This is a genomic window from Phormidium yuhuli AB48 (assembly GCF_023983615.1).
GTDB lineage: Bacteria > Cyanobacteriota > Cyanobacteriia > Cyanobacteriales > Geitlerinemataceae > Sodalinema > Sodalinema yuhuli.
In genome coordinates, this window is record NZ_CP098611.1 from 2340797 (window position 1) to 2366812 (window position 26016).

The following is a 26016-nucleotide window of genomic DNA, read 5'->3' on the forward strand; positions in this document are numbered from 1 at the left end:
GCGCTGGGTCAACCCTATCATCAACGGGGGCGGCCCGCGATGTTTCCCCGACTTGGCCCCGTTTCAGTCTGAGATTACACCGTGAAATACCGACGTTTTGGACGCACCGAGTTAGAAATTCCTGTCTTCTCCTGTGGGGGAATGCGCTATCAGTATTCTTGGAAAGATGTTCCACCAGGAGAGATTCCCGAGGAGAATCAGCGAAATTTAGAGGCAGTAATTCGGCGATCGCTCGATGTGGGAATTAACCATATTGAAACGGCCCGAGGCTATGGAACCTCAGAGATTCAGTTGGGGCGGATTCTACCGCAGTTTCCCCGTGACGAGTTAATTGTCCAAACGAAAGTAGTTCCCACAGCGAATCCTCGGGAGTTTCGCAAGACGTTCCATCACTCCCTGGATAATCTTAAGTTAGACTATGTGGATTTGTTGGGGATTCACGGCCTCAATACCCCACAACTGCTAGAGGAGACGTTACGGCCGGGGGGTTGTTTGCAGGCGGCCCAACGGCTACAGCAAGAGGGAAAGGTTCGCTATATCGGCTTTTCTACTCACGGCGCGACGGAGTTGATTGAGAGGGCGATCGCCTCGGATCAGTTCGATTACGTGAATTTGCATTGGTACTATATCAATCAGGGGAACTGGTCAGCCATTGAGGCGGCGCGACGCCATGATATGGGGGTCTTTATTATTAGTCCGTCTAATAAGGGAGGATTGTTATATCAACCCTCGCCTCGCTTGCTGGAGTTATGTCAACCCCTCTCGCCGCTGGTGTTTAACAATCTCTTTTGTCTAAGTCATCCCCAAGTTCATACCTTAAGTTTGGGGGCGGCCCGTCCTGAGGAGTTTGAGGAACATCTTAAAACCTTACCCCTGTTGGAACGGGCCGATGAGATTCTACCGCCTATTTTAGAGCGTTTGGAAACAGCGGCGATCGCCCGTTTGGGTGAGGAGTGGTATTCGTCTTGGTTTAAGGGATTACCGGAATATGACCAAACGCCGGGAGAGGTGAATATCCCGGTGATTCTCTGGCTACGGAATTTGGCGATCGCCTACGATATGATTGAGTATGGCAAGATGCGCTATAACTTGCTGGGAAATGGGGGTCATTGGTTCCCCGGTAAACCGGCTAAGAATGTTAATCGGCGATCGCTCTTACAGGTGTTGCACGACAGTCCCCACGCTCATATTATTCCCGATCTGTTGCAGGAGGCTGATCATCTCTTGGGGGGTCGAGATGTGCAACGGCTATCTCAACAATAATCAAAAAGGGGGCCGTCTGGAGAGCAGGTGCAACTCGTTGGACGGTATAAAAAATTGTAGGGGCGAAAGATTTTTCGCCCCTACGGGTTTCTTTAAAACTCCCCAGGCCGGATTCGAACCAGCGACCAATCGATTAACAGTCGACCGCTCTACCGCTGAGCTACTGAGGATTGCGGGTGCGTTTTTTCCCAACGCATTATCAATCTTAGCTCAGGGATTTGCTTTTGGCAAGGGGTTTGAGAATTTTTTTTGAAATTTCCCAGGCGGGGGCTAAAACCGCCAGCCAGAGGGGGTTTAATAGCCCCGGCGTAACTGAGCGAGTCGTTGCTGGGCAATGGGATCGAGGCGACTTCCCAGAAAAGGACGACTGGCCCGTTTGGGTTTGCTGCGTTGACGACGGCGCATCCGTTGCTCAGTGGCTTTAACATCTAAATGGAGTTGATCCGCCGACATCCACTCGGCACCATAGCCGACGACCGTTAACTGTTGGGCGCGATCGCTCGTGGCGACAATGGTGCGGGAGCCAAAAGGCGCTCGTTGTCTGGCTCGAACCGCACAGAGTTTTTCAATATAAGTATCGGCAGTCTGATTAAAATCCGTATAATGCACCGCTAGGTTACGAGAAACAACCTCTCGCATCCCTCGGGAATTACGATATTGAGAATCAAAGACCACCTGTGCCTCATAGCCATGATAGGCACTGTAGTTCACTAAAGACTCAATTAGGTCTCTGCGGGCCGATTCTAAACCATGATGATCGCGGACTTCGCGCAGTCTCGACCAGATACCAATGATATTATACCCATCCACCAGGAGGGTTACGGGGGTTGAAGAACGTGGCATTTTAACAAACTCAGAAAAACGTATGGGGTCAAAGATGAACAACTGTAACTACATCTTTGCTTAACATCATTGCCCATAGTTGAGTTTTGTGCCACCCTCCCCGGCGGACCTGCGGCCCTAACAAGAGGATGTAATCCAGGTTACAGAAGCATTTCAGCCCTGGGACATTAAGCGGCGTTTAAGGCGTTCCGGCTCCCCTGAGTCCACCACTCGCCCCCCTTCTAGGAGAAAGGCTCCATCACAATAATCTAATTCCTCTAAACGATGGGTCACCCACAAGGCTGTCATCTGTCGCTGGCGGACTAACTCACTCACCTGCTGCACCAAATCTGTCTGACTCTCCGGGTCGAGGAGAGCTGTGGGTTCATCGAGCAATAAGATATCACAATGACGGGCGATCGCCCCGGCAATGGCCACCCGCTGTTTCTGCCCCCCACTCAGAGCATAAATCGGCCGTTGTTGCAATGCTTGTAAATTCACCAAACTCAGGGCTTCCGTCACCCGTTGCCGCACCTGGGGAACGGTAAGCCGTTCCTCCACCAAACCAAAGGCCACATCGGCCCCCACCGTCGGCATCACCAACTGATGATCCGGATTTTGGAAAACAAACCCCACCTGGCCGTTCACCGCCACCGCCCCACTCTTACGAGGCAATAAATCCGCCAGAATCCGTAACAGCGTTGACTTCCCGCTCCCATTGGTTCCCAGGAGCATCCAAAACTCCCCCGCCGGAACCTCCAGACTACAGTGATTGAGGACAACGCTGCCCGAGTTCCATTCAAATGAGACATCCCGCACCGTAATGGCGGGATGTTGGGACATCGATGCCATTAAGATTCCGTGCTAGCCACAAAAAATCCCGGTTGGCGATCGCCCCCAGCCGGACCTTTCTGAGACATCTGCACCGCCACTAATTCACTCGTGGCAATGCTCAGACGTTTCTCGACTTTGCCCTCACAGGTGAGTTCCAGAACCTTGGGGTTGCCAGAGTTCATCGCCTCACAGATATCTCGGTAAAGAGACTGGGCCCCCTCTTCATCCTTCCGTTGCACAGACAGGGGCATAGGGGTGTATTTCAGGATCAGGTCAATCGTAAACATATCAGTAATGAAGCCTACCGTCGCAATGAACGTGAAAACTGTGACTGTTAACTACTGTATCGGATGTCGGGGGATTGGGCCGCGATCGGGGGCAGAATCTTGGTCGCCCGGGAAATCATTTGCAGCCAGAGTGGATCTTTTTAAGAAAAATGAGTAGTATGGTAAAGAATCGTAAACTTTCCGGGAACACCTTGTTCTCATTCTTCTCAACGATGCCTTCCTGGAAAGTTAGCCAACGATTTGACGCACTCATTCGGAGTTAAACTCTATGACCATCGCTGTAAGTCGCGCGCCAGAACGAAGCTGGTTCGACGTACTCGACGACTGGCTCAAGCGCGATCGATTCGTGTTTGTCGGCTGGTCCGGAATCCTTCTGTTCCCCTGTGCCTACCTCGCCGTCGGCGGTTGGCTCACCGGAACCACCTTTGTCACATCCTGGTATACCCACGGTCTAGCATCGTCCTACCTGGAAGGTTGTAACTTCCTGACCGTTGCCGTGTCCACCCCCCCTGACAGCTTGGGTCACTCCCTGCTGTTCCTGTGGGGACCCGAAGCCCAGTGGAACTTTGCCCGCTGGTGCCAACTCGGTGGACTCTGGACCTTTACCGCCCTGCACGGTGCCTTCGGACTGATTGGCTTTATGCTGCGTCAGTTTGAAATTGCCCGTTTGGTGGGATTGCGTCCCTACAATGCGATCGCCTTCAGCGGTCCCATTGCCGTGTTCGTGAGCGTGTTCCTGCTCTATCCCCTAGGACAATCGAGCTGGTTCTTTGCTCCGAGCTTCGGTGTCGCGGCAATCTTCCGTTTCATCCTCTTTTTCCAAGGGTTCCACAACTGGACCCTCAACCCCTTCCATATGATGGGGGTTGCCGGGATTCTCGGCGGGGCGCTGCTCTGTGCCATTCACGGTGCCACCGTGGAAAACACCCTCTTCCAAGATGGTGAAGGAGCTAACACCTTCCGCGCCTTTGAACCCACCCAAGCGGAAGAAACCTATTCTATGGTGACCGCTAACCGCTTCTGGTCTCAGATTTTCGGGATTGCCTTCTCCAACAAACGCTGGTTGCACTTCTTCATGCTCTTTGTTCCCGTCACGGGACTGTGGATGAGTGCCATCGGTGTGGTGGGACTCGGCTTAAACCTGCGGGCCTATGACTTCACCAGCCAAGAAATTCGCGCGGCTGAAGACCCCGAATTTGAAACCTTCTACACCAAAAACATCCTTCTCAACGAGGGGATTCGCGCTTGGATGGCACCGACCGACCAACCGCACCAAAACTTTGAGTTCCCCGAGGAAGTTCTACCTCGCGGTAACGCGCTCTAAGTTTAAGCCATGTCAATTTGGCTAACCCAGGGTCAATCCCCTTGACCCCTGACCCCTGCAAGGATGCTTGCAGGGGTTTTTTTGAGCCACAATCTTAAGCCGGTCGTCCAGTCAAATCTCCCTAGATTCCATCCAAATTCTTAATTCTCCCCCATCTTGGAAAACCTGTGTTATCCTAACAGCAGTAAGGACCCTGTGTTCTTAAGTTGTTTCGCGATTTGGAGGTGATGTCCATGCAAGATAGTAGTAGTTGCAAGGGTCTCCAGATTGGACTTTGCCGGCTGTGTGCCGGGGCTGTTCTCTAAGCAATCGCTTGCACCTTGAGTGCTCTATTGTGCTTTGGAAGACAAACGAACTTAGAGTTCCTTCCGGCAGTCAGGTTCCAATTTGAAGATCCGCTAGACCGCTCTTACCGTTTAGTGCGTACGCCGTACTCACAGGTAAGAGCGGATAGTTTTTTGGGCCATGGAAGCCCCTCATTCCGCCTCACTCAAAGACAAAATCATCAGGGCCGATCGCATCAAAAGGAAAACTTTGTAAGACCGCCAAGGTAATGTCCGTATTGGCAAGGCGAATTAGGCTATTGTCACCACTGGGTTGAACAATAATATCAGACGCATTAAAGCCACCTAACACCACAATTTTGTCACCCCGATCTGGACTGAAGTTAAGAATCAGATCCACCGAACCATCATCGGGAACTTCCAACACAAACGAGTCAGCACCACTACCACTAACAAGGACATCATTGCCCAAATCTCCCTTGAGGCGGTTATTCCCTGCACTTCCGTAGATGGTGTCATTGCCCTGTCCACCGTAGATAGTGTCATTGCCACGACCGCCATCAAGCAAATCATTCCCCTCATTGCCAAAGATTAAATCATTGCCATCACCGCCTTGGATACGATCATCACCGCCACCACCAGCAATGATATCGTTGCCCGCATTTCCGGTGATGATGTCAGCATCCACTCCCCCAATGATGGTGTCATTTCCAGACCCCCCATCAATACGGTTAATTCCTGAATCACCAAAGATTAAGTCATCAGCGGAACTCCCCTTGATGATATCGTTGCCGCGATTGCCATAAATCGTGTCATTACCAGGACCCGCCTCAATATAATCATCCCCCGCACCGCCAAAGATGAGATTGTTGCCGGCACGAGCACGAATGAAGTCATTGCCCTGGTTGCCAAAGAGAGTATCATCCCCCGTCCCTCCAAAAATATTGTCATTGCCTTCTAATCCGGCAATAACGTTATTTGCACCATCGCGGGCGATCAGGGTATTGGCATTGGCATCACCAATCAGAACAAAGTCCTCACTATCGGCGGGAACCTCTAGGCGATCCACGCTAGGATTGGGGCCGCGATCGGGAATGGGGGGAATTTGAATGGTACTGCCGAGATTCCCAAAGGGGTTATCGGGTTCACGACGGCGTGCTTCCTCTTCTTCAGGAGTCCGCACACTTGGAGAAACGAGAACTTCAACCTGAGCGGTGGAGCGATTACCATCAATATCTTCAATGGTGTACTCGAAATAGTCGAAGCCCTCAAATCCGGGTTTAGCCACATAGACGAGTCGGTCCCCATCGCGAGTAATGGAGCCTTCATTGATACCTTCGGTGTCAAAGGCCACAATGGACACATTGCTAAAGACTTCATCATTGTCGAGTACCGGCATCCGCAACACCTGATCTGGACGGGTGCGGAAGGCGTCATCCTGCGCTCTCGGGGGGTTAATCACAACGGTAGCGGTATCGGTGGCCCCGAGACTGTCTTCGATGGTGTATTGAAAACGGTTCGGTCCGTTATAGCCACTGGGAGCGGTGTAGAGAATTTCTCCGGTACTAAGGATACTGAGGCGACCTCCCCGGCGGGGAAACTCATCAACACTCTTGACCCTGATGCTATCCCCAAAGGGTTCATCGGGGTCGCTGTCGTTGTCTAAAACGGGAATGCGAATCGGTTGTGCGGCTGATTCACTAAAGGCGGTGACATTCGAGGCATTGGGAGGCGTGTTGACGGTAATGGTGACTGTTGCGCGATCGCTCCCCCCTTCGTTAACGGCGATATATTCAAAGGTATCTATCCCAATAAAATCGTTGGGAGCACGGTAAATCAATGAGTCACCACTGCGGCTGATACTCCCTCCATTATCGGTGCTTGTGTCAAAACTGAGAATAGTAGCGGGCCCACCTTCGATATTAGTATCATTCGCCAACACCGGAATCGTAACGGATTGCCCCCGTCGTACGGTGGCTTCGTCGTCATTGGCAATAATCGGTGTGTTTAAGCCACGAATCTGAACGGTGACAGTTCCACTGTCTGTTAATTCACCGGGGTCTTTAACGGTGTATTGAAATGTGTCGGTAATGGTCTGACCATCGGGGACCTGTTGAATTTCAGCAACATTCCTCGGGTCATAGGTATAGGTTCCATCTGCGTTGATGGTAACTACCGCTCCCCGAGCACTGGTGTTAGGTCCGCTAAACGTTAAGGTATCATCATCGTTGTCAATATCAGTGGCGTTTTGCCGCAATGACTGACTATTTGCTGGGCTATTGACAACGAAAGTTTGCGTTTTTAAAAGGGGTGGCTCACCAATACCAATCGAGAAATTGGAGGCTACTGGGGGTTCATTAACGCCGCGAACTTTGATCCGAACAAGCCGGTTTTCAATCGTCCCTCCTGCTATTCCCCGAAAGGTAAATTCATCAATAAAAAATGTATCTGTGTTTCCTGCCTCAAATTCAGGTAACGCTCTAAAAAAATTGAAATTCCTGGGATCGTAGCGGGCATTATTGGTATTAGAAATAATGAGGGAAACACCTTGTCCACTGGTTACTTCTTCAGGGAATAATTCCCCATAAGGACCAAAGCCTCGGAGAACATCAGGGGTAATTTGAAATACTTCATTTGCCTGGGTCGGTCCCAAGTCAAAAGGAAACACTCCCTGATACGATCGCCGGACCGACTCATCCAACACAACCCCAGGAACCGGACCCAGACCCTGCTGGACATCCAACTCCCAAGTTCCACCCAACTCCGCCTGACCCACAACCCGAGTCGACGCAGAAATCGTCGCCCCCGTCAGATCATGTAATTTCTCAATAAACTCCGCCCCCGCATCCCCAGCCGCCACCTGACAGCCGTAGAGGGCGATCGCCCAGTCTCCTTTTCCCTCACCCCAATCCGGTATACCTGAAGACGTATCCCTCAGCCGCTGCAAATTCAGCTCACGGTTTCCCAATCTCAGGGACCCTGGACAACCATGAGCGATAATATGCAACTCTTCGAGTCCGGGCCGAGCCGCGATCGCCTCAGTGATTTGCACCACCCCATCGCGATCGCCCCGCAGGACGAGAACCTCCACCCCAGCCAGAACCCCAGCCGCCAGAGATTGAAGCGAGTCGACCCCAGCATCGAGAACAACGAGGCGGGAGGGAGAAAAAGCAAACGACGAATAGCGCATAACAGTTCTTAACTCGCGAGGAGTGAGTCAGTGAGGGAGATTGAGAGTATCAGACATGGCGATCGCATCAGCCTGAGCATTGGGCAATCCATCCTATCCTAGCCTGTGCCTTCCCCGAGCGCTTGCCCAATCCCTCAGATTGGATCTCTGCCAACGCCGACGCGCCAGACAAGACGAAGTAAAATTACCTCAACCCCTTGCCCAGTAAAACCTTGAGACGGGTTACAACTTGTCGCGGTTCCCACTTGTATGTTAAAAATTGTAACAAGCCTCCGGGGGGGATCAATAGGGTGTGACAGCAAGACCCGTCAGTCTTTAATCCTTCTCAGACCGAGAATTGGGGTTGATGGGTAAGACCCCCGAAGCCCCTAAAGGCAGATAGGATAGAACACACCCTAAAAATCTCCTTTTGGAAATCTATCCCACTAGCAAGAGAGAGCTACAATAGTGAAGCGGTCATGGAGTCCGCAGCCGAACTATTTGCCCTGCACAAGCCTCATGGAAGAAAACTTGGCAAAGTTGTACTGTCCCAATCCCACCTGTCAGGCTGTCAATGATGAAAGCCATGAGTCTTGCCAAGTTTGTCGGACCTCGCTGCCCAAGCGTTACCTCTGGGCAATGGTCTTGCGCGATCCTGACAATACCCAAGTCAATGAAGACTGGGATGACCTGGAACTGGGTGACGTTTGGTGCGATCGCTACTGGCATAAAGGCGATCGCATCGTCCTCGATACCCGCCCAGGGAACTTCCCGGACCTACCAGAAATCGTCCCCCCTTCACTCGAACCCTATCTACGCCTCTTTCCTTACCGCTGGCACGTGCCTCAGCTCTATGGGCGAGCCGGGGCCCCCTCACAGCTCAAGGGTCGCTCCATCTGGCTCCTAGACGAAGCCCCCATTCGTCGTGATCCCTCAGGAGTCTGGCTCCTGCAACCAAGCCTCAAAGAAAAATGGGCCAACGCCTCCCCTCTACGTCAACTCAACTGGCTCTGGCAAATCGCCCGTCTATGGCAACCCTGCTGTCAAGAAGGAGTGGCCTCTAGTCTCCTTGACCCCAACCGGCTACGGGTTGAAGGGGGAATGGTTCGCCTGTCTCATCTCGCCGCCGATCGTCATCCTCAAAGCCTCGATAACCTTGGTCGCTTTTGGAGTGGCTTCATTGAACGGACGGCTCCCCCGGTCAAAGATTATCTCAACGAGCTGTGCGATCGCCTCATGGGAGGTAACATCAAGCGGGAAGCCCAACTGATTGCCGCCCTTGAACGGGCGATCGAACAAGTAAGCGCCCACCGCCGTTATCAAGCCCGAGTTGCCGCTCACACCGATCGCGGCCCCAGTCGTTCCCGCAACGAAGATGCCTGCTATCCCGTCAACGGTCAGCGGGGAAACTCCGAACAATACCCCCTAACCCTAGTTTGTGATGGGGTAGGCGGTCATGAAGGAGGAGACATCGCCTCCAACCTAGCCATTCACATCGTCGAGCAACAACTACGTCCCTTCCGCAATCGCCGTCATCGCCCTGATCGCGATCGCCTCCTGCAAGGGATTCAAGATGCCATCCTCAAAGCCAACGACGCCATCAGCGATCGCAACAACCAAGAACAACGCCATGGTCGCCAACGCATGGGAACCACCCTCGTCATGGCCCTGGCTCAACACCAAGACCTCTACATCACCCATATCGGGGACAGTCGAGCTTATCTCATCACCCGTCACAACTGCTATCCCATCACCATTGATGACGACGTGGCCAGTCGTGAAGTGCGTCTAGGCTATGCGTTCTATCAAGAAGCCCTACAACGACCCGCCGCCGGTTCCCTAATCCAAGCCCTAGGCATGGGGTCCTCGAACAACCTACATCCCACCACGAGCCACTTTGTCATTGACGACGATTGCATCTGTCTACTGTGTTCCGACGGACTCAGCGACTATGATCGCGTTGACCGCATTTGGCAACGGGAGATTCAGCCCCTCCTAGACAGCAGAGGTAATCTCCAGCAAGCCGTCAGCAAACTCATCGAAATTGCCAACCATCAAAACGGCCACGACAATGTCACCATTTCCTTACTCCATCTGAGCGTTGACAAAAAGCCCACTAACCTCCCTTCAACCCAAGATCTCCTCGCCTGCCTCGACAAACTTCCCCGCGCCGTTCCTCCAGACCGAGATGAAACCATTGGCTTCCTCAACAACGAGGACAATGCTGACACCCAAGCCTCCACCGCCAGCCATCTCAGCCCAACCGAAATCCTTCCTAGCCCCAAACGCTCCCCCCGAAGCTGGCTACAGGTGACCCTCCTGATTGCCCTCTTTGCCGGCATTGTGGGAGGGGTCGCCTATGCCCTCACCCAGTACCAGCCCTCCAGCCCCGAGGTCGCAGACCCTAACACAGCCCCCCCTGCCCCCTCCGAGGATGATGGCATTGCAGCTCAACTCGAAGACCCAACACCAATTGGCGTTGGCGATATCCTGCGTTTCAACCGTCCCATCGAGTTGTATAGCATTCCCGGGACATCCGCTCCCCCGCGAACCTTTCCCAATGAAAACCAGTTTTTCCTCGTTGAAACAATGCAACGTCCTGACGCAGACTCCCCTGAATGGTTTCAATTAACCCCCTGTACCGTTTTGCCCTACCCCGTCGGAGGTTGGGTGACCCTAGAGATGATTAAAGACGCAGAGTTTTCCCTCGTTGATGAGATCCCCCCAAGCTGCAATGCCGACGATAACTGATGGTGTACATGAGTCTAAAACTTGGGAGCGTCTGTATGCCAAGCAAAACCTCCCAAGAAACGCCTCATCCTATCATCGTTAGGTTTGGACGGTCTTTTTTTGCATCCATATCAGCGCCATTCCCCAAAACATCGCATCAGGGTCCACACACCAATCTGCTCCCAACTCAGGGGCAATTTGGCTAAGGCCCGATGCTAACATTGCCCCGTCTCCCCCAGTAAAAACCACAGCACTATCCGGAAACCGCCGTCGCCACTGTTGAATAAATCCTTGAACTCCCGCCAATAGGGTATAGAGAATGCCACTGCGAATTGCCTGCCCCGTATCTGAGGCCCAACGAGGTGGAAGAGCCCCATCAATTAAGAGATTGGGCTGCTGCGGTAACGCCGTTCCCTTACATAAGGCGCGGCACTGGAGTGCGACTCCCGGGGCGATCGCGCCTCCAACCAACACTCTTTCCTCATCAAACCCCGTCAGTGTCAGGGCCGTTCCCCCATCAATGACCAGCACCGGAAACCCCCAACGCTCCCCCGCCCCCAACCCGGCCAAACCCCGATCCAAACCCAACCCAGGATAAAGTCCTTGTAGGGGGAGAGAGTCCGTTGTCAGCCGGTACATGGGGCTTGTCTCCGGCAGATATCGAGCCAGCCGTCGAAGCTGTTGAGGAACCACACTCGCCACCACCAGAGGCAATCCTGACCTCACCTCTGGCCACCATGGCCGTTGTTCCAAAGATTCCCTTGTCTCAGACCCCTTAAAATGAGGACTATGGCCCCTCGCCGCGATCGCCCCCGACTCAAACCGGGCCCAATGCAGACGGGAATTCCCCAGGGCGATCGCCAACCATGGCTGTTGCATCTCACATTCCTGAGGCAGACTCATTCTTCTCTCCTAATTTTGAGACACATTATAGACGTATCATTCTTAAAATGGGGTCTCACTTCATCTAGCCATAGCATGGTCCAAGGTTCCCCGAGCAAAACGTAACGTATCACCGATGAGGCCAGGGGGTAACCTATATTTTTAGTTGCAAGTTAACAAATTTTTAAGGACAATGAAAAAGAATCAGCCCTTCCCAGTGCTCTTCTCATCAACCGCTATCGCAGTATCAGGATGCAGGCGGTAAGACCACAAAGCGCTCTCATTTGGCTAATGAGGCATTTACCCCAACGTAATTCTTGATTTTTTAGTATCCCTGAACCTCCTATGTCTTTTTCTCATCCTTCCACCAACCCACGCTACGACCAAGGGTTTGATCCTGCCACTCGATCCTCCTCTGGCCGTGGCTGTGAGAGAAACGTGGAGCCAACATCCAGGATAGTGCCAGACAACCGAGAGGATAACACCCTGGATTTACAACGTCAGGTTCAAGTTGCCAACCTGATTAACCAAATCAATACAGAACTCAGTAGTACCCTTGAACTCGAAGATAGTCTCAACACCGCCTGTCGCCTTCTCTGTCAAACTCTCAACTGTAGTCGGGCCAGTGTTCTCGTACAAGATGATGGCGATCCTGACAGCTTAATAACCCAAGGTGAATATATGGATGGGGAGTATCCCAGCCAAATGGGCCTAAGAATTGACGCACAAGACAACAGCCATCTTCAGGTATTAATGTCTCAAAATACCCCGGTCAGTGAGCGGGATATGCTGGAATTTCCCGGATTAGGGGCCCAAACCCGAGAGGCCTTAGAGTCTTTAAAAATTAAATCCATGTTGGCCATGGCCACCCGCTATCAGGGGAACGTAAACGGTATTATTGGCTTACATCAATGCGATCAGCCTCGCCAGTGGCAAGACTGGGAAGAACAACTCTTACAGGGAGTTGCGCGTCAGCTTGGAATTGCCATTGATCGGGCCCGGCTCTACAAAACTAGTCAAGATGCCGCTGCCCAGGAAGCCTTTTTGCGGTTAGTAACGAATAAAATTCGTAATACCCTAGATGTTGAGACCATTTTGCAAACTGCCGTTGACGGAGCCCGTCGTCTTCTGCAAGCGGATCGCGTTGTCATTTATCAATTTCAGGAGAATTGGAAAGGTCGAGTGGTCGTTGAAGACGTCACTGAGCCTTGGACATCTGTCCTGGGAAATATGGGCGCCGATGATTGTTTTTCGGGAGAATATGCCCACCTATATCAAGAGGGACGCATCCGAGCTATCGATAATATCGAAACGGACTTAGATTTAGATGAATGTCACGCTAGCTTTCTCAAAAAATTAGATGTTAAAGCCAATTTAATTATTCCCATTCTTATCGGTCAAAATCAAGAGGGAGATCTCCCGGAACTTTGGGGGCTTTTGATTGTCCATCAATGCAGTAGTTCCCGCCATTGGCGAGTTCGAGAAAGTCATCTCATGTCACAACTGGCCGACCAGATCGCCATCGCTATTCAACAAGCAGAAATCTTAGCCCGTTCTCAAGCCCAAGCGGAACGAGAATCTCTCTTACGGCTTATGACGGAGCGGGTACATAGTACCCTAGATTTACCAGAAATTCTGCAAACAGCTGTGACGGGTATCCGGGGACTCTTGGAGACTGACCGAGTCCTGGTGTATCAGTTTATTAATGGTAAAGAGGGAGGATGGGATGGGGATGTTGTCGTTGAGGATGTCTCCCAGCCTCAATGGTCAATTATTAATCAAAAAACCTGTGACGATTGCTTTGGCGGTGAACATACTCAACTCTATCTAAAAGGGCGAGTTCGTGCTATCAATAATGTTGCCAATGACCCAGACCTCGATGACTGTCACCGTCAATTCCTAAGTAATATTTCAGTTCAGGCTAATTTAATTGTTCCTATCGTCACAAAATTAGCAGATTCTCCAGATGGAGAAATCTATTTATGGGGATTATTACTCGCTCAAGCCTGTGCAGCGCCCCGTCAATGGCAGGATGATGAAATGGGACTCCTAGGGCAATTGTCGGAACAAATTGCCATCGGCATTCAACAGGCTGAGTTATACAACCAAACGAAAACTCAGGCTCAGGAACTTCAAGCGACGTTAGACCGTTTACAATCCACTCAACTTCAGTTAATTCAAACGGAAAAACTCTCCGGACTGGGGAAAATGGCAGCAGGAGTAGCCCATGAAATCAACAATGCTAATAACTTTATTTTTGCCAACCTTCACTATGTCCAAGAATATGGAACATCCTTGCTAGAAGGTTTAGCCTGCTTAGATAGTGAGGCCGCGATTAACCTAAAAGAGGACTTAGATTTCGACTATATTCAGGAAGACTTCCCGAATATGCTCAAATCAATGCGTGAGGGGAGTCAGCGAATTCATACGGTGGTGCGATCGCTGCAAACCTTTTCCCATTTAAACGAAGCTGAAGTTAAGTCAGTCAATCTCCATGACTGTTTAGACAGTAGCCTATCGATGTTGCAGTTGCGCTTTCACGCCAACCTCAGTATTGAGAAAGAGTATAGCCCAGAGATGCCACAAGTCGCCTGTTATCCGGGACAAGTGAATCAGGTGTTTTTCAATTTAATCGAAAATGCCTTAGATGCCCTAGAAAGTCAGCCAGGCTCTGTAGAACTGTGCCTACGAACAGAAGTCTTGTCAGAGGATTGGGTTCGAATCTCCATCACCGATAACGGTCCCGGAATTGCCCCCGAGATTCGCGATCGCATCTTCGATCCCTTCTTTACCACCAAACCCGTAGGCTCAGGAACGGGCCTTGGGCTGTCCACCTGTTACCAAACCATCGTCCAAGGTCATCAGGGTAAACTGTATCTTAATCCTGACCTTGACTCAGGCACAGAAATTCGTATTGAGTTGCCTGTCCATCGCCGTGACTGCACCTGAGCTTCCCCCGACCCTGAAGGGCCCACTTAGAACTCTCAACTGCTATATTAGGCCCGCAGAGATCTCAACCTTGGGGAGAACTAATTGGTTTGATTCAGATTCCGCAGCGACCACAGTCACCGGGTCATTCATGGGCCATAGCCCCCATCCTAAGCGTATTGCTGACCCTACTCTGTAGTTTAGGGCTACTCCTAGGACAACCGCCCAACGCCCAAGCTGAGCCATCCCCATCCTTGAGTGATGCCGTCATTGAGGAACTTGAACAGATCAGCGATCGCGCCCGCGAGGCCGCCCAACAGGGTAACTTTGACGAAGCCGAAGCCCTCCTGGACGCCTTAATTGAACAAATCCCCCAAAACCCGGCCCTCTGGAGTAATCGCGGCAACGTACGGGTGAGCCAAAACAAGCTCGAAGCCGCCCTAGAGGACTACAATCACGCCATCGAACTAGCCCCTGAGTTCCCGGAGACCTATCTCAACCGAGGCACCGCCTACGAGGCTCTTGGACGGTGGTCTGAGGCCATCGCTGACTATAACCATGTCTTAGAACAGTCAAGGGACGACGTCGCCGCCTACAACAACCGAGGCAACGCCAAAGCTGGACAGGGAGACTGGTCTGGGGCGATCGCCGACTACCGCCAAGCCATGGAACGGGCCCCCGATTTCGCCCTAGCTCGAGCCAACTACGCCCTGGCCCTATACCAAGCCGAACAATCCCAGCAGGCCCTGCAGGAGATGCGAAACCTCGTGCGCCGTTATCCTCAGTTTGCCGACATGCGAGCAGCCCTCACCGCCGTTTTATGGGACATGGGAAAACGGGGAGAAGCGGAAAGTAACTGGGTGGCCGTTGCCGGATTAGATAGTCGCTATGGTGATATCGATTGGGTGCGCGGAGTTCGTCGCTGGCCCCCACGGATGACTGAGGCCTTGGAGAACTTTCTCACCCTCGATGCTCCCACCCCTTAGCCAACCAGGGGGTTGTCTCGTTCGCGCCAATCCCCGTTGTCCTCGTCCTCCTGACTGCGATCGCGCTCTTCCTCCCGTTCCTGACGCAACTCCCGTAAATCTCGCTCCTCACGCTTCTCCTGAGCCCGCTGGGCCGACTCAAAAGCGCGATCGAGGTCAGTGCTACAATCAGTCCAGTAGCCTCCTGACTTGCGACGACGTAAAATATCACGAACCGCACCGATGAGATCCGCAAAGGTATAGCCTTCGTTTTCAATCGCTTCGATGAGGGTTTCGAGTTCTTCAGAAAGAGCCTGACGTTTTCGTTTAGAAAGATTGCGAACTAAACCAACGTAGAGGGAGTCGTAATCATTCATCATGGGCTGTTATCCAGTGGAGTTCAAAAGTGCAAACACGAGTCCGGGAGGGTTTCAGAGACTCTCAATTGATCATATCTCACGGCCGTCTCGGTCACCTTAAGTCCACCCTTACCCTGGAGCTGTGTCAGCGAGGACCTGCTTATGAACTCTATTCTGGCCGCCATCCTGCTCTCGGCCATCGGTTATGCCGCCGCCGGGATTAAGATTATCAATCAAGGAAACCTCGCCCTAGTCGAGCGCTTGGGGAAATATGATCGTACCCTAGAACCGGGGTTAAGCTTTGTGGCCCCCGTCATCGAGAGTATCGTCTGGGAAGACACCACCCGCGAACAGTTTTGTCGCATTGAGCCTCAGCTTGCCATCACTAAGGATAATGTCTCTTTAGAGGTCTTGGCAATCGTGTACTGGCGCATCTTCAACTTAGAGATGGCCTACTATAAAATCGAAGATGTAGCCGCCGCCCTACAAAACCGCATCAGTACCATTATTGCCGCTGAAATTGGACGACGGGAGCTGGACCGTACCGTGACGGCCCGGGCAGAAATTAACACAGTTCTCCTAGAACAAATTGAAGATGAAACCTATGAATGGGGTGTCAAAGTCTTACGGGTAGATATTCAGAAAATCAACCCCTCGGCGACGGTCTTAGAATCCATGGAAATTGAGCGGGCCGCAGAAATCAAAAAACGGGCCTCGATCCTGGAAGCAGAAGGAACCGCTGAATATATGCGATACATTGCCCGGGCCTTGGAGTCTCGGGAAAATGCCCGCGAGATTCTCCACTTCTTCATGACCCAACGCTATGTCGACTCTAGCTTTAAGCTCAGTCAGAGTGAAAACTCGAAAGTGGTCTTTATGGACCCCAAAGCGCTCTCTGAAGCACTGGCTCCCATCTTAGGGGAAGAACTTCCTCACTCAAATTCCCAGTCTAACGGGTCCCAGAACACCTAACCGTCATCACCCCTGTCCTGTAACGGAGAGTCCCTCCACCCAAATCGAGGGCGTATAACAGGAACCATTCCAGCGGGCATCTCCCCCGAGGCAAACCACCTCCCGCAACGCCGTATAGACATTGCCCGAGACCATGGTATCTTTCACTCGTCCTAGAACCTGGCCCTTCTCCACTCGATACCCCAGGGCTACATTCACTGAAAAATCTCCCGATAAACCACCGCCACCCCCCAGAATTTCATCCACAATCAGGCCCTGATCTAACTGAGCGATTAACTCCTGCAAAGACCCTGACCCCGGCTCAACGATTAGATTAAACAGGCCCGGCGTTGGATAACTCGACAATCCCGGACGAAACCCATTGCCCGTACTGCCACTTCCCATCAGCCGCCCCACTCGGCGATCGCAATAAAATAGTTGTAACCTCCCCCTCTCAATGAAGGTCAAGGGGCGAGTTGGCGTTCCTTCGTCGTCAAAGGGACAACTGTAGGGGCCCCGTTGCGGCTGTTGCGAGAGGGTAATCAGGGGGGAGAGAACCTGTTGATGGAGTTGAGAACTCCAGGGTGAGGACTGTTCTAGGGCTTGTTTGCCATTTAAAGCCGCTTGGATTGTGCCCCAAAGTAAGTCAGCCGCTTTGGCCGTAAACAACACCGGGAGCCGACCACTAGGGCAAGGTACATTCTCCGTTGCCCATGCCAACCGTTGTAAAATAGGCTCAGTAATCTGGCAGGGGTTGAGGCGATCGCGTTGGCTTTCCCCGTCCGAGACACTCAGAAAATCATCTCCCCGCACCCATTCCACTGCCAAATCACTACTCAGGGTAATATCGGTATAGTGACAGTTCAGTCCTGCTGTATTAGCCAGGTGAATCTCCTCATGATCACATTCCCAGGCAGCGGTGCAGAGGGTTTCTGGATAGTGTTCGCGGATTTGCTCAATACTCTCGCGGCCCCAACTCAACAGTTGTTCTACGGAGACTGGGTGACCGACATCCAGATTGGCGGTGGGGTAGGGAGACTGCAAATCTAGGGGTTCTTGGGGATTGAGCTGACTGATGCTCAGGGCGCGACGAACTAAGTCTTCCGGGGCAATTTCGCCGTAGGCTACCGCTAGGCCCGGTTGTCCATTACGCCAGATTCGCAGACTGGTTCCCTCGGATTCCACGCTCTCAAGTTGTTTAAGGCGGTTGGCTTCAAAATAAACTGGACGACTGTGCGATCGCGATTGGAAGACCTCCGCCGCGTCTGCACCTTGTTGTAGGGCTAAATCTAGGAGTTGTTCAATCATCTGGGGAGCTTGGACCAAAAACAAAAAAAAGACAAAATAAATAAGACAGTGCAAGTGTCAAAATCTATAAATCTATCAAGATTATGACAGTTTATTTTGTCTTTTATTGACTGACTAAAAAAAACTGCCTCAGCCCAGATTAAGTTCCGGGAGCAGCCAGAAGCCTGCAAACGCTTCCACCTCCGGGGAGGATTGAACCGCTAGGAAATGAGCGCCCCCAGCCTTATATTTTTGATCTTCAAAGGTTTTACCATCATGGACACTGCGTTCCGTTGTCAGATCCGCCAACACCCAACTTGAGTCATCTTCCGTTTCTAAAATTAAACGAGGCCGAGGGCTCGGGACAAACTTGATAAAGCCAAGTTCCAACCCAGACATCCAGGCAGCAATGGGAAAAGCGCGAGGGGAGTAGATGACTAAGCCGGGAATCACCGTATCCTCAGGGAGATTTAACAGCTCTAGAGGAAATGACTCACCAAAATCAATAGTCCATTCCGGCAAATCAGCGAAATCAGCAGCTGTTAAGCTCACCATCGCCCATTTATTCCCCTCTAGGGCATCGGGAAGAGGACGAGGGGCCTGAACCTCGTAGCGAACTGAGGAGGTCCGTACAGCCGCTTCCTGGTAGTCGGGATCTTGGGGATAAACCGTTGTCATCCGTTCTTCCAACCATTGATACAGAGCCAAGGTGCGGCGACTCACTTGAGCATCTAGCCCCATATCCTTACAGGCTTTGACGATCATATTGTTCATCTGTCGCCGAAAAAAGCGCACCTTAGTTGGAGGCGTGGAGGCTTCAGCTATGGCCTGGCCTAGAGCCTCTTTGAGCCAGGTGGAGTTCACCGTGCTACTGGGGCAGTATTGGGAATAGCGAAACAAGCTTTCGGGCGATCGCGACACCGATAAGGGACTTTCGCAAATCAGCAGTTCCCAGCGTTTCTTTTGAGTGTCGTCCACGAGGGGACGGGAGTAGAAGTCAAGTTCCCAGACAGTTCCCATGCCAAATTCTTAAATTGCCAAGTTTTTAATGTGTGTATACTTCCATCATAGGGGCTATTGCAACGCCAGCTCTGGTCTAAAGACCCTTGAGGGTATTGAGGGTATTGAGGGTATATTCAGACGAGGCGAAATCATCCTGCTTCCGGAATAGGGCTTCGGCGGTTTCTAAGTCAGCAATAGCTCGCTCCAGCCGCTCTAGTTTCACGTGGACCATCGCCCGATTATAAAAGGCTCTGGCCGACTCGGGTTCTAGGAGCAGGGTTTGGTTGAGGTCTTCTAGGGCCGCCTCATAATTTCCAATCTGGAAGTGAAGGCTAGCACGACTGAAGTAAGCATCTGGATAGTCGGGATTGAGGGTAATGGCGCGGTTATAGTCTTGCAAGGCTGACTCACGATCGCCGATGGCTTCGTAAGCTTTGCCACGATTGGTATAGGTGCGCACATCTTCAGGCTCAAAGTCTAAGGCCCGGCTAAAATCAACGATTGCCCCATCATAGTCGCCAAGTTGCAAGCGGGCGATCGCCCGTCCATGATAGCCCCGCGCGGTCTCAGCATAGAGTTCAATAGCACGGCTAAAGTCCTGCACCGCTGTTTCATAGTCTTCCGCCTCCAAACTAATTTGCGCCTGGGCGATCGCACTCAGGTAGGGCTGACTTAGGGCAGATTTACGCAGTTGTTCCTCTCGCCAGGAAGAACTCACCTCATCCGGGGAATCCAAGGAGGAATCTAAACTTGAGTTTTCCGTCAAACTGCGAGGTTGTACTGAGGATGCCACGGCTATTACCAGTACACCGAGACTCATGGTAACAATGGGAACCTTGGGACTAAAACTCATGGACAACATCGTTGATTAGGGCAAGCTGAGATAGCGTTCTATCAGTAAGATAGCCACGATATCATCAATCGGTCGAGGTGGCAGTCGCAATCCTTGCGGAATTAGGCGTGAGAATCCCCGAGGTGGATACAAATGCCAATAGCGATCGCGCGCCTCTAAGGTACTATTTTGCTCATTGACCGTGACGATCTCCAGTTGGGGGAGTTGTTGACGAATCCGAGTTTGCCAGTCCCGAGATGTCGTGCGATCGCCGATAATCAACGTCGTTACGTGAAAGCGATTGGCCCAATCCTTGAGAGTATCAAGGGCGCCGTTGCTCGGCACTACCTGGGCCTCTAACACCCGGCCACCCGGCTCCATCACCGCCACGCCACACTTATCGCGACCGGGATCAAATCCTAAGAGGGGGAAGTCCTTCAACGAGTCGGGTGTCATGAGAGCATTACACAGTGAGTTGGGAAAGTGATACGGGCCGTACCCAAAACCATGACCGTCAAGCGGCCCACAAGTTCTTACCTATAGAGCATCGGGTTAAGTGTTAAGAATTGTATAGCATAGATCCAGTGATGTACAACCCTCAGTAACCATGTCCACCACCCTTCCCCGAACTCCCCCCAGCCAAACCTACCACTGGGAGAATTACCGTTGTGCCTATACCGTTGAGCATCCTCCCCAATCTCAGGGAATCCCGCTCGTGCTGATTCATCCCATTGGCGTGGGCCTATCGCGGCAGTTTTGGTCCCGCTTCTGTCAAGAGTGGCAGCGTCAAGACCAGGTTAATCCCCTCTATCTTCCCGATTTACTCGGCTGTGGCGAGAGTGAAATGCCCCGGATTGCCTATCGTCCCGAAGATTGGTCGAACCAACTCCACCATTTCCTCAACACGGTGATTCAGCAACCCGTCATCCTTGTGGCACAGGGGGCCCTGTCCAAGGAAGCCTGATTCCCGGGCGAAACGTCATGCCCTACGAAACCCCAGAAGCCTTTGTCCGGGAAACTGCCGCCTTTGTCCAGCAACAGTCCCATGAATCGCTCTAGTTCAGCCCCCCACAACTCGGCGAACAGTTGCTCAGATTTGAGAATCTCAGCAACGGCTAAATTAGCGCTCCGGCCTCGTAATTTGTATGAAGATACGTTAATTTCGGAGGAGGGGGAGTCTAAACCCGGCATTGGCTGCCGGTTGAGCTTGCCCAAGACCGACCGATCCAACAACCGAACTATCCAAGCGTTAATACAACTATGGCACTACTAAGTAGCAGTGAAATTCAAAGCCAGGCCAGTCAACTCTCAGATTGGACTGTTGAGGGTAAAGAATTAAAACGAACCTTTAAGTTCAAAGATTTTGTGCAAGCCATCAATTTTGTAAATCAACTGGTTGAACCAGCTGAGGCGGCTGGCCATCATCCAGATTTGAGTATTTCTTACAACAAAGTCACGGTCATCCTCACCAGTCATGATGCTGGAGGACTAACAGAAAGTGACTTTGAGATGGCGAAAACGATCTCGGCCCTCTAATCAATCGTCTCGGGGCATCAGATCTTCAGACCGGCTCCGGTTGAGGTAGACCGGGGGAGATTGCCCTGAGCTATCACCTCAGGTGTTATGATTTTGGCAACTCTTCCCGGTAGCCAGTTTCCCCATGTAGCGATGGTAGTCCCTGATCCTAACTTTCTGAGTGATGATGATGAGCAGTTGCAGTCTATAAAGCAGGTGTCTGGTATTGAAGCGGCCCTCTCGGACTGTCGCGACCTCTCAGAACTCGTTGACCTGGTTCTCCACAAAGGCCGGGAAATGACCTGTAGTGATGCGGGTAGCGTCTATCTCGTCGATCGCAGTTGTCCAGAGTTTCCTGTTTTGCTATTTAAGGCCGCTCAAAATGATTCCCGTCCCTCGGTCTCCTTTCGGGAGTTTGCGATGCCTCTGACGAAAGAGAGTATTGCGGGCTATGTGGCGTTGACTGGGGAATCTCTGAATCTCGCCGACGCCTACCGTCCCCCCAACCACCGGCCCTATCGTTTCAACCGCAACTTTGATGTAGATATTGGCTATCGCACCCGCTCAATGTTAGCGATTCCCATGGACAATGGCCATGGGGAGACCATTGGTGTGTTGCAACTGCTCAATCGTAAAGTTCGCCCTGACATCATCTTACGGCCCGAGAATGTTGTCACCTCGACCCAAGCCTATAGTTCCCAGGAATGCCATATGGTGCAATTCCTCGCGAGTCAGGCGGGGAGTTCCATTGAGAGGAATCATTGGTAGCACCGGGAAAATTATGGCATCTGTGATGGGTCTAACCTTTAAAAACTCGGCTTTATTAGACCAGGCATTCGTTCATCGCTCTTATGCCAATGAGTCCCCGATCCCGATTGAAGACAATGAGCGATTGGAATTTTTAGGGGATGCTGTCCTTAACTTTATTAGTGGCTCATTTCTCTATCGAATGTATCCTCAGTTTAGCGAAGAGAAACTCACTAAGCTGCGCTCAAACTTAGTGGACGAACCTCACCTAGCGACCTTAGCACGAGAGCTACGGCTGAATGAGCGCCTTCAGCTCGGACAGGGGGAACAGCAAGGCCACGGCAGCGATAAAGATTCAATTCTCAGTGATGCCTTTGAGGCGGTCATTGGGGCTTATTTTTTGGATGCGGGAATTGAGGCTGTGCGAGAGTTTGTTGAACCGTTACTGAGCCAGGCGATCGCCAAAATGGCAGCGCAGCAAGACTTAGACAAACACCTGGGCGATCGCATCACCGATGCCAAGAGTCGCTTACAAGAATGGATGCAACGACACCATGGCAAACCTCCCACCTATCGCCTAATAGAAGAGCGAGGAGAGCCCCATAACCGCATCTTTGTGGTCCAAGTCTGGGGCCAAGGGAAACTCTTAGGAACGGGCATAGGGTCACGCAAGCGAGCGGCGGAACAAGAGGCAGCCCAAGAGGCGATCAGGCACTTGCAGGAGGCGGGGTTAATGTCGTCCTAACAGAGTTCTCTCAAGAGTTGACTAACTCCAGATATTGACTATCTAAAAGATAGGTTCCTCCTTCAAACTTAATCGTCCAGGTTCCTCCGGGATTACGAGTCACCACCACTCCTTTCGCACCCAATTCTAACAGGGTTGGAGGACGTAGCATCGGCATGGGATCTGCTGTTTTGAGGTAAGGAGGACGGCTGACTAACCGTACCGTTGCACCCACCGTTAACTCAGCCATAATTGCTCAATCATTAAACAGGCGTAACTATTAGTTAACAGGAGTGAACCGGTCTGTGTCAACTCACAGGACTCCACGCCGTTAAAATGTCTTCAATCGTTGCTAACAGTTCCGCCGGAGCCACGGGTTTCCCGAGATAGCTATTTGCCCCGAGACTTTCGGCTTTCTGGCGGTGGCGATCGCCGGTCCGGGATGTTAAGACAATCGTCGGTAGGCCATACCAACTGCCATGAGCGCGAATCCGGGCTAACAAATCGAAGCCATTCAGAATCGGCATCTCAATATCCGTCACCAACATATCAACCTGGCCCTGTCGTTGCTCTAACTTTTTCCAAGCTTCCTGTCCATCACGACAGGGAACCACCGCAAAGCCAGCCGAACTCAAAATTCGCTCCAGCGATCGCCGGGCCCCCGTTGAGTCTTCTGCAATCAAAATTGTGGGCACATCTCTTCCGGGGGAACGTCCCACCTGGGGGGATGCCGCGACTCGGTCTTGAGTCGTTAAACGCCCCTTGAGGAATCTCGGTAAAATTGTGGGAACCGCCTCCCCCGTTCCCAAAATGGCACAGCCAGCTAGATAGGGAGGAATGGCGACGGTGTCATCAAACGGTTTGAGAATCAGGGGTCGTTCATCAACAATGCGATCGATCACCACCGCCAGAGGCTCCATTGCCCCCCGCAGCACCAGCACCACCCGCGGCCGATGAGACATCGTCCCCCCACTTGAGTAGGGTAGCAACTCCCAGAGGGGAAACAACGATAACACCTGACCGCGCCAGGTCATGGACTGTTCTAGCCTTTCCCCGGGACGTTCCCCAGTATTGGGGCTGACCCATCCGGGGGTCAAGGGGTCTGATGTCACCAGCAGTTGTCCCACCCCCACCGCGTCATCATAAGGCAACAAATCCAAGACCGTGTCACTGGGAATCGCCACCAACTGCTGGCCAATCTGACAGAGCAACACCGAGAGTAAATTCAAACTCAACGGTAACCGCACCGTAAAGGTTGTGCCTTTAGAGGGAATGGTATCCACCTCCACCGTTCCCCGTAACTGTCGCACCTGAGTCCGCACCACATCCATGCCCACCCCCCGGCCGGAAATATCACTGACCGCATCCGCCGTGGAAAAACTCGGCTCAAAAATCAAATTTAGCAGCGTTTCCCGGGGTAACTGATTCATGGAGACTCCTGCCTCCAATACCCCCTGCTCTACGGCCTTCCGGTAAATCGATTCTAGGTTAATCCCGCGACCATCATCGGCAATGGTAATCACCACCTCGCTCCCTTCAGTGCGGGCCCCCAAGTGAATTTGAGCCAAATCTGGTTTCCCTAACAAACGGCGGTCTTCCGGAGCCTCAATTCCGTGGTCTAAGGCATTATTCAAGACATGAGTCAGGGGAGTTTGGAGTTGTTCAAGCAAAATGCGATCGACTAAGACGTTCTCCCCAGAAATTTCTAGACGAGAGGCTTTCTGACAGCGGCGATTGAGTCGTTCTAATTGGGGAATAAAGCGTTCCGCGAAGACCTTAAAAGGTACTAAGCGCGATGTGGTGACTTCATCATAGAGATGATCTAAATCTCGGCGAACTTGCCCGAGATCCTGAGCCAATTCCCGGCTAACAATATCAATATCGAGGCGGGTTTCCTGAACCTGAGCGATTAACTCCTCAAAGGTTTGTAAGCTGCTATGGAGGGCTGTGTAGCGATCTAATTCTAATAAATCAAACTCCCCGGTCTCTTCACTGGGGGCTTGTGGGTGGGAGGGATGGTCCAGGGTAGAGAGGCGATCATACAGGGTTTGAACATCGTCGCGAACCGGTTTGACCTGCTGCACAATACGCCGCAGGGTTTGGCTAGCCTGTCTCAGTTGCCGTTGTTGTAAGGTTAGGCGCTCATGGGAGACAATCAGTTCCCCCACCAGACTTCCCATTAACTCCATCCGTTCTAAGGGAATCCGTAACTGTTGTTGGCGTAGGGAGGGGGGAGTGGGGGCCGGGGTTACCGTTGTCCTCTCGGCAGAGGCGGGGGGTGGCGCAGCCGGAGTTGCCAGGGAACTGGGGAAACTACCCCCTTGGAACTTTCCCGGCGTATCCCCCGCTTCCAGGGTCTCTAGATAGGCCTGTCGTTGCGATCGCACCGTTGCCAATAGCTGTCGCGCCAAGTCCTCCAAGGGATCACCCCCTTGATCCAACTGAGGGTTCGCCGCCTCAATTGTACTCACCAACCAGTCCAAGCCATAGGCTTCGCCAATTAACAGACCTTCATCAAAGAATAGGGCGATCGCCTCCGCCAACTTCGGTTGGTCCTCCTGGAGATGACTCTCTAGGGTCTGTAAACAGGCTTCTAAATCCACAGAAAGGGCCTGTTGAATGAGACGACGCTTACCGGGAGAGAGACGTTCAGAGGACGACGGTGAACGCTCCTCAGAGCCTGGGTCTTGCAGTTGCGCTTGAAACTGGTGTAGGGCCGTCAGTAAGGTCGAGTCTGGCTCCAAATCTATCCCTTGAGCTTGAGCTAACTCCAATAACTCCGTCAAGGTTTCTAGGCCCTCTTGCAACAGATGTAAGGCGATCTCCTGTTGCTCCCCCTGAATTTTGCCATCATTCCAGGCTTCAAGGAGGTCTTCAAGGGGATGAGCTAAACGACTCAATCCTGGCATTTGGGCGACTCCTGCCCCACCCTTAACGGAATGGGCCGCCCGCATCAGGGCCTGGTAGTCAGGGGACTGGCCCACCGTCAACTGTTGCAGTCCCTGTTGTAACACCTGCAAATAAACCGGAGCATCCTCTTCCAGAAAACACTGTCGGGCCTCCTCGGCGATCGCCGCCAACATTGACGGATCAAGACTATAATTCATAGGA

At 52.1% G+C, this 26016-nt stretch carries 22 protein-coding genes and 1 tRNA gene; 10 read left to right on the forward strand and 13 right to left on the reverse strand.

Going from position 1 to position 26016, the window contains the following annotated elements; translation table 11 throughout:
* Positions 1-81 precede the first annotated feature (81 nt).
* On the forward strand, positions 82-1263 hold the full coding sequence (locus NEA10_RS10060) for an aldo/keto reductase (RefSeq protein WP_252665207.1): 1182 nt from the start codon (positions 82-84) through the stop codon (positions 1261-1263).
* Positions 1264-1361: 98 nt separating this feature from the next.
* On the opposite strand, the gene NEA10_RS10065 is transcribed toward NEA10_RS10060, so the two are convergent.
* From NEA10_RS10065 to NEA10_RS10080, 4 genes are all read right to left on the reverse strand, one after another.
* Positions 1362-1433, reverse strand: a tRNA-Asn gene (locus tag NEA10_RS10065).
* Between the two features lie 124 nt (positions 1434-1557).
* On the reverse strand, positions 1558-2106 hold the full coding sequence (locus tag NEA10_RS10070) for an NYN domain-containing protein (protein WP_252665208.1): 549 nt from the start codon (positions 2104-2106) through the stop codon (positions 1558-1560).
* 153 nt (positions 2107-2259) lie between these two features.
* Positions 2260-2928, reverse strand: coding sequence for an energy-coupling factor ABC transporter ATP-binding protein (locus NEA10_RS10075; RefSeq protein ID WP_252665209.1), 669 nt, complete (start codon positions 2926-2928; stop codon positions 2260-2262).
* An 8-nt stretch (positions 2929-2936) separates the two neighbouring features.
* Entirely contained in the window at positions 2937-3206 is a 270-nt protein-coding gene (locus NEA10_RS10080; RefSeq protein WP_252665210.1) for a UPF0367 protein family, read from the reverse strand.
* Positions 3207-3474: 268 nt separating this feature from the next.
* Here NEA10_RS10080 and psbD point away from each other — a divergent pair, with 268 nt between their 5' ends.
* Positions 3475-4530 carry a photosystem II D2 protein (photosystem q(a) protein) gene (psbD, locus tag NEA10_RS10085; RefSeq protein WP_159784867.1) on the forward strand — a complete coding sequence of 352 codons (1056 nt, stop codon included), beginning with the start codon at positions 3475-3477 and terminating at the stop codon, positions 4528-4530.
* Between the two features lie 486 nt (positions 4531-5016).
* Here the strand turns inward: psbD and NEA10_RS20990 are convergent, their stop codons facing one another.
* Positions 5017-8004 (reverse strand): Ig-like domain-containing protein, encoded by a 2988-nt coding sequence (locus tag NEA10_RS20990; protein ID WP_309494885.1) that lies wholly within the window; start codon positions 8002-8004, stop codon positions 5017-5019.
* 498 nt (positions 8005-8502) lie between these two features.
* Here NEA10_RS20990 and NEA10_RS10100 point away from each other — a divergent pair, with 498 nt between their 5' ends.
* The gene (locus tag NEA10_RS10100) at positions 8503-10734 is read left to right on the forward strand and encodes a PP2C family protein-serine/threonine phosphatase (protein WP_252665211.1); all 2232 of its coding nucleotides are present in this window, start codon (positions 8503-8505) and stop codon (positions 10732-10734) included.
* 78 nt (positions 10735-10812) lie between these two features.
* Here the strand turns inward: NEA10_RS10100 and NEA10_RS10105 are convergent, their stop codons facing one another.
* Positions 10813-11616, reverse strand: coding sequence for a pantothenate kinase (locus tag NEA10_RS10105; protein WP_252665212.1), 804 nt, complete (start codon positions 11614-11616; stop codon positions 10813-10815).
* A gap of 438 nt (positions 11617-12054) precedes the next feature.
* On the opposite strand from NEA10_RS10105, the gene NEA10_RS10110 reads away from it, so the two are divergent.
* A complete protein-coding gene (locus tag NEA10_RS10110) occupies positions 12055-14544 on the forward strand; it encodes a GAF domain-containing sensor histidine kinase (protein WP_252665213.1) in 2490 nt (829 codons plus the stop codon).
* 158 nt (positions 14545-14702) lie between these two features.
* A complete protein-coding gene (locus NEA10_RS10115) occupies positions 14703-15509 on the forward strand; it encodes a tetratricopeptide repeat protein (RefSeq protein ID WP_252665214.1) in 807 nt (268 codons plus the stop codon).
* Here NEA10_RS10115 and NEA10_RS10120 read toward each other — a convergent pair.
* Complete coding sequence (locus tag NEA10_RS10120) at positions 15506-15868, reverse strand: hypothetical protein (RefSeq protein ID WP_252665215.1); 363 nt, start codon at positions 15866-15868, stop codon at positions 15506-15508. The genes NEA10_RS10115 and NEA10_RS10120 overlap by 4 nt on opposite strands.
* Before the next feature lie 141 nt (positions 15869-16009).
* Here NEA10_RS10120 and NEA10_RS10125 point away from each other — a divergent pair, with 141 nt between their 5' ends.
* Positions 16010-16819, forward strand: coding sequence for an SPFH domain-containing protein (locus tag NEA10_RS10125; RefSeq protein ID WP_252665216.1), 810 nt, complete (start codon positions 16010-16012; stop codon positions 16817-16819).
* A gap of 6 nt (positions 16820-16825) precedes the next feature.
* Here the strand turns inward: NEA10_RS10125 and NEA10_RS10130 are convergent, their stop codons facing one another.
* From NEA10_RS10130 to NEA10_RS10145, 4 genes are all read right to left on the reverse strand, one after another.
* Complete coding sequence (locus NEA10_RS10130; protein WP_252665217.1) at positions 16826-18106, reverse strand: TldD/PmbA family protein; 1281 nt, start codon at positions 18104-18106, stop codon at positions 16826-16828.
* A gap of 129 nt (positions 18107-18235) precedes the next feature.
* Positions 18236-19105, reverse strand: coding sequence for a Tab2/Atab2 family RNA-binding protein (locus tag NEA10_RS10135; protein ID WP_252665218.1), 870 nt, complete (start codon positions 19103-19105; stop codon positions 18236-18238).
* 76 nt (positions 19106-19181) lie between these two features.
* Positions 19182-19940 (reverse strand): tetratricopeptide repeat protein, encoded by a 759-nt coding sequence (locus tag NEA10_RS10140; protein WP_252665219.1) that lies wholly within the window; start codon positions 19938-19940, stop codon positions 19182-19184.
* A gap of 15 nt (positions 19941-19955) precedes the next feature.
* Positions 19956-20375, reverse strand: coding sequence for a pre-16S rRNA-processing nuclease YqgF (locus tag NEA10_RS10145; RefSeq protein WP_252665220.1), 420 nt, complete (start codon positions 20373-20375; stop codon positions 19956-19958).
* A gap of 151 nt (positions 20376-20526) precedes the next feature.
* On the opposite strand from NEA10_RS10145, the gene NEA10_RS10150 reads away from it, so the two are divergent.
* The 4 genes from NEA10_RS10150 to rnc all read left to right on the forward strand — a co-directional run bounded on the left by NEA10_RS10150 (position 20527) and on the right by rnc (position 22926).
* Positions 20527-20883 carry an alpha/beta fold hydrolase gene (locus tag NEA10_RS10150; protein ID WP_309494887.1) on the forward strand — a complete coding sequence of 119 codons (357 nt, stop codon included), beginning with the start codon at positions 20527-20529 and terminating at the stop codon, positions 20881-20883.
* Between the two features lie 296 nt (positions 20884-21179).
* Complete coding sequence (locus NEA10_RS10155; RefSeq protein ID WP_252665221.1) at positions 21180-21455, forward strand: 4a-hydroxytetrahydrobiopterin dehydratase; 276 nt, start codon at positions 21180-21182, stop codon at positions 21453-21455.
* Between the two features lie 87 nt (positions 21456-21542).
* A complete protein-coding gene (locus NEA10_RS10160) occupies positions 21543-22202 on the forward strand; it encodes a GAF domain-containing protein (protein WP_252665222.1) in 660 nt (219 codons plus the stop codon).
* Positions 22203-22215: 13 nt separating this feature from the next.
* Positions 22216-22926, forward strand: coding sequence for a ribonuclease III (gene rnc, locus NEA10_RS10165; RefSeq protein ID WP_252665223.1), 711 nt, complete (start codon positions 22216-22218; stop codon positions 22924-22926).
* 10 nt (positions 22927-22936) lie between these two features.
* Here the strand turns inward: rnc and sipA are convergent, their stop codons facing one another.
* Positions 22937-23155, reverse strand: coding sequence for a regulatory protein SipA (gene sipA, locus NEA10_RS10170; RefSeq protein ID WP_252665224.1), 219 nt, complete (start codon positions 23153-23155; stop codon positions 22937-22939).
* Between the two features lie 58 nt (positions 23156-23213).
* A complete protein-coding gene (locus NEA10_RS10175; protein ID WP_252665225.1) occupies positions 23214-26012 on the reverse strand; it encodes a hybrid sensor histidine kinase/response regulator in 2799 nt (932 codons plus the stop codon).
* Positions 26013-26016 lie beyond the last annotated feature (4 nt).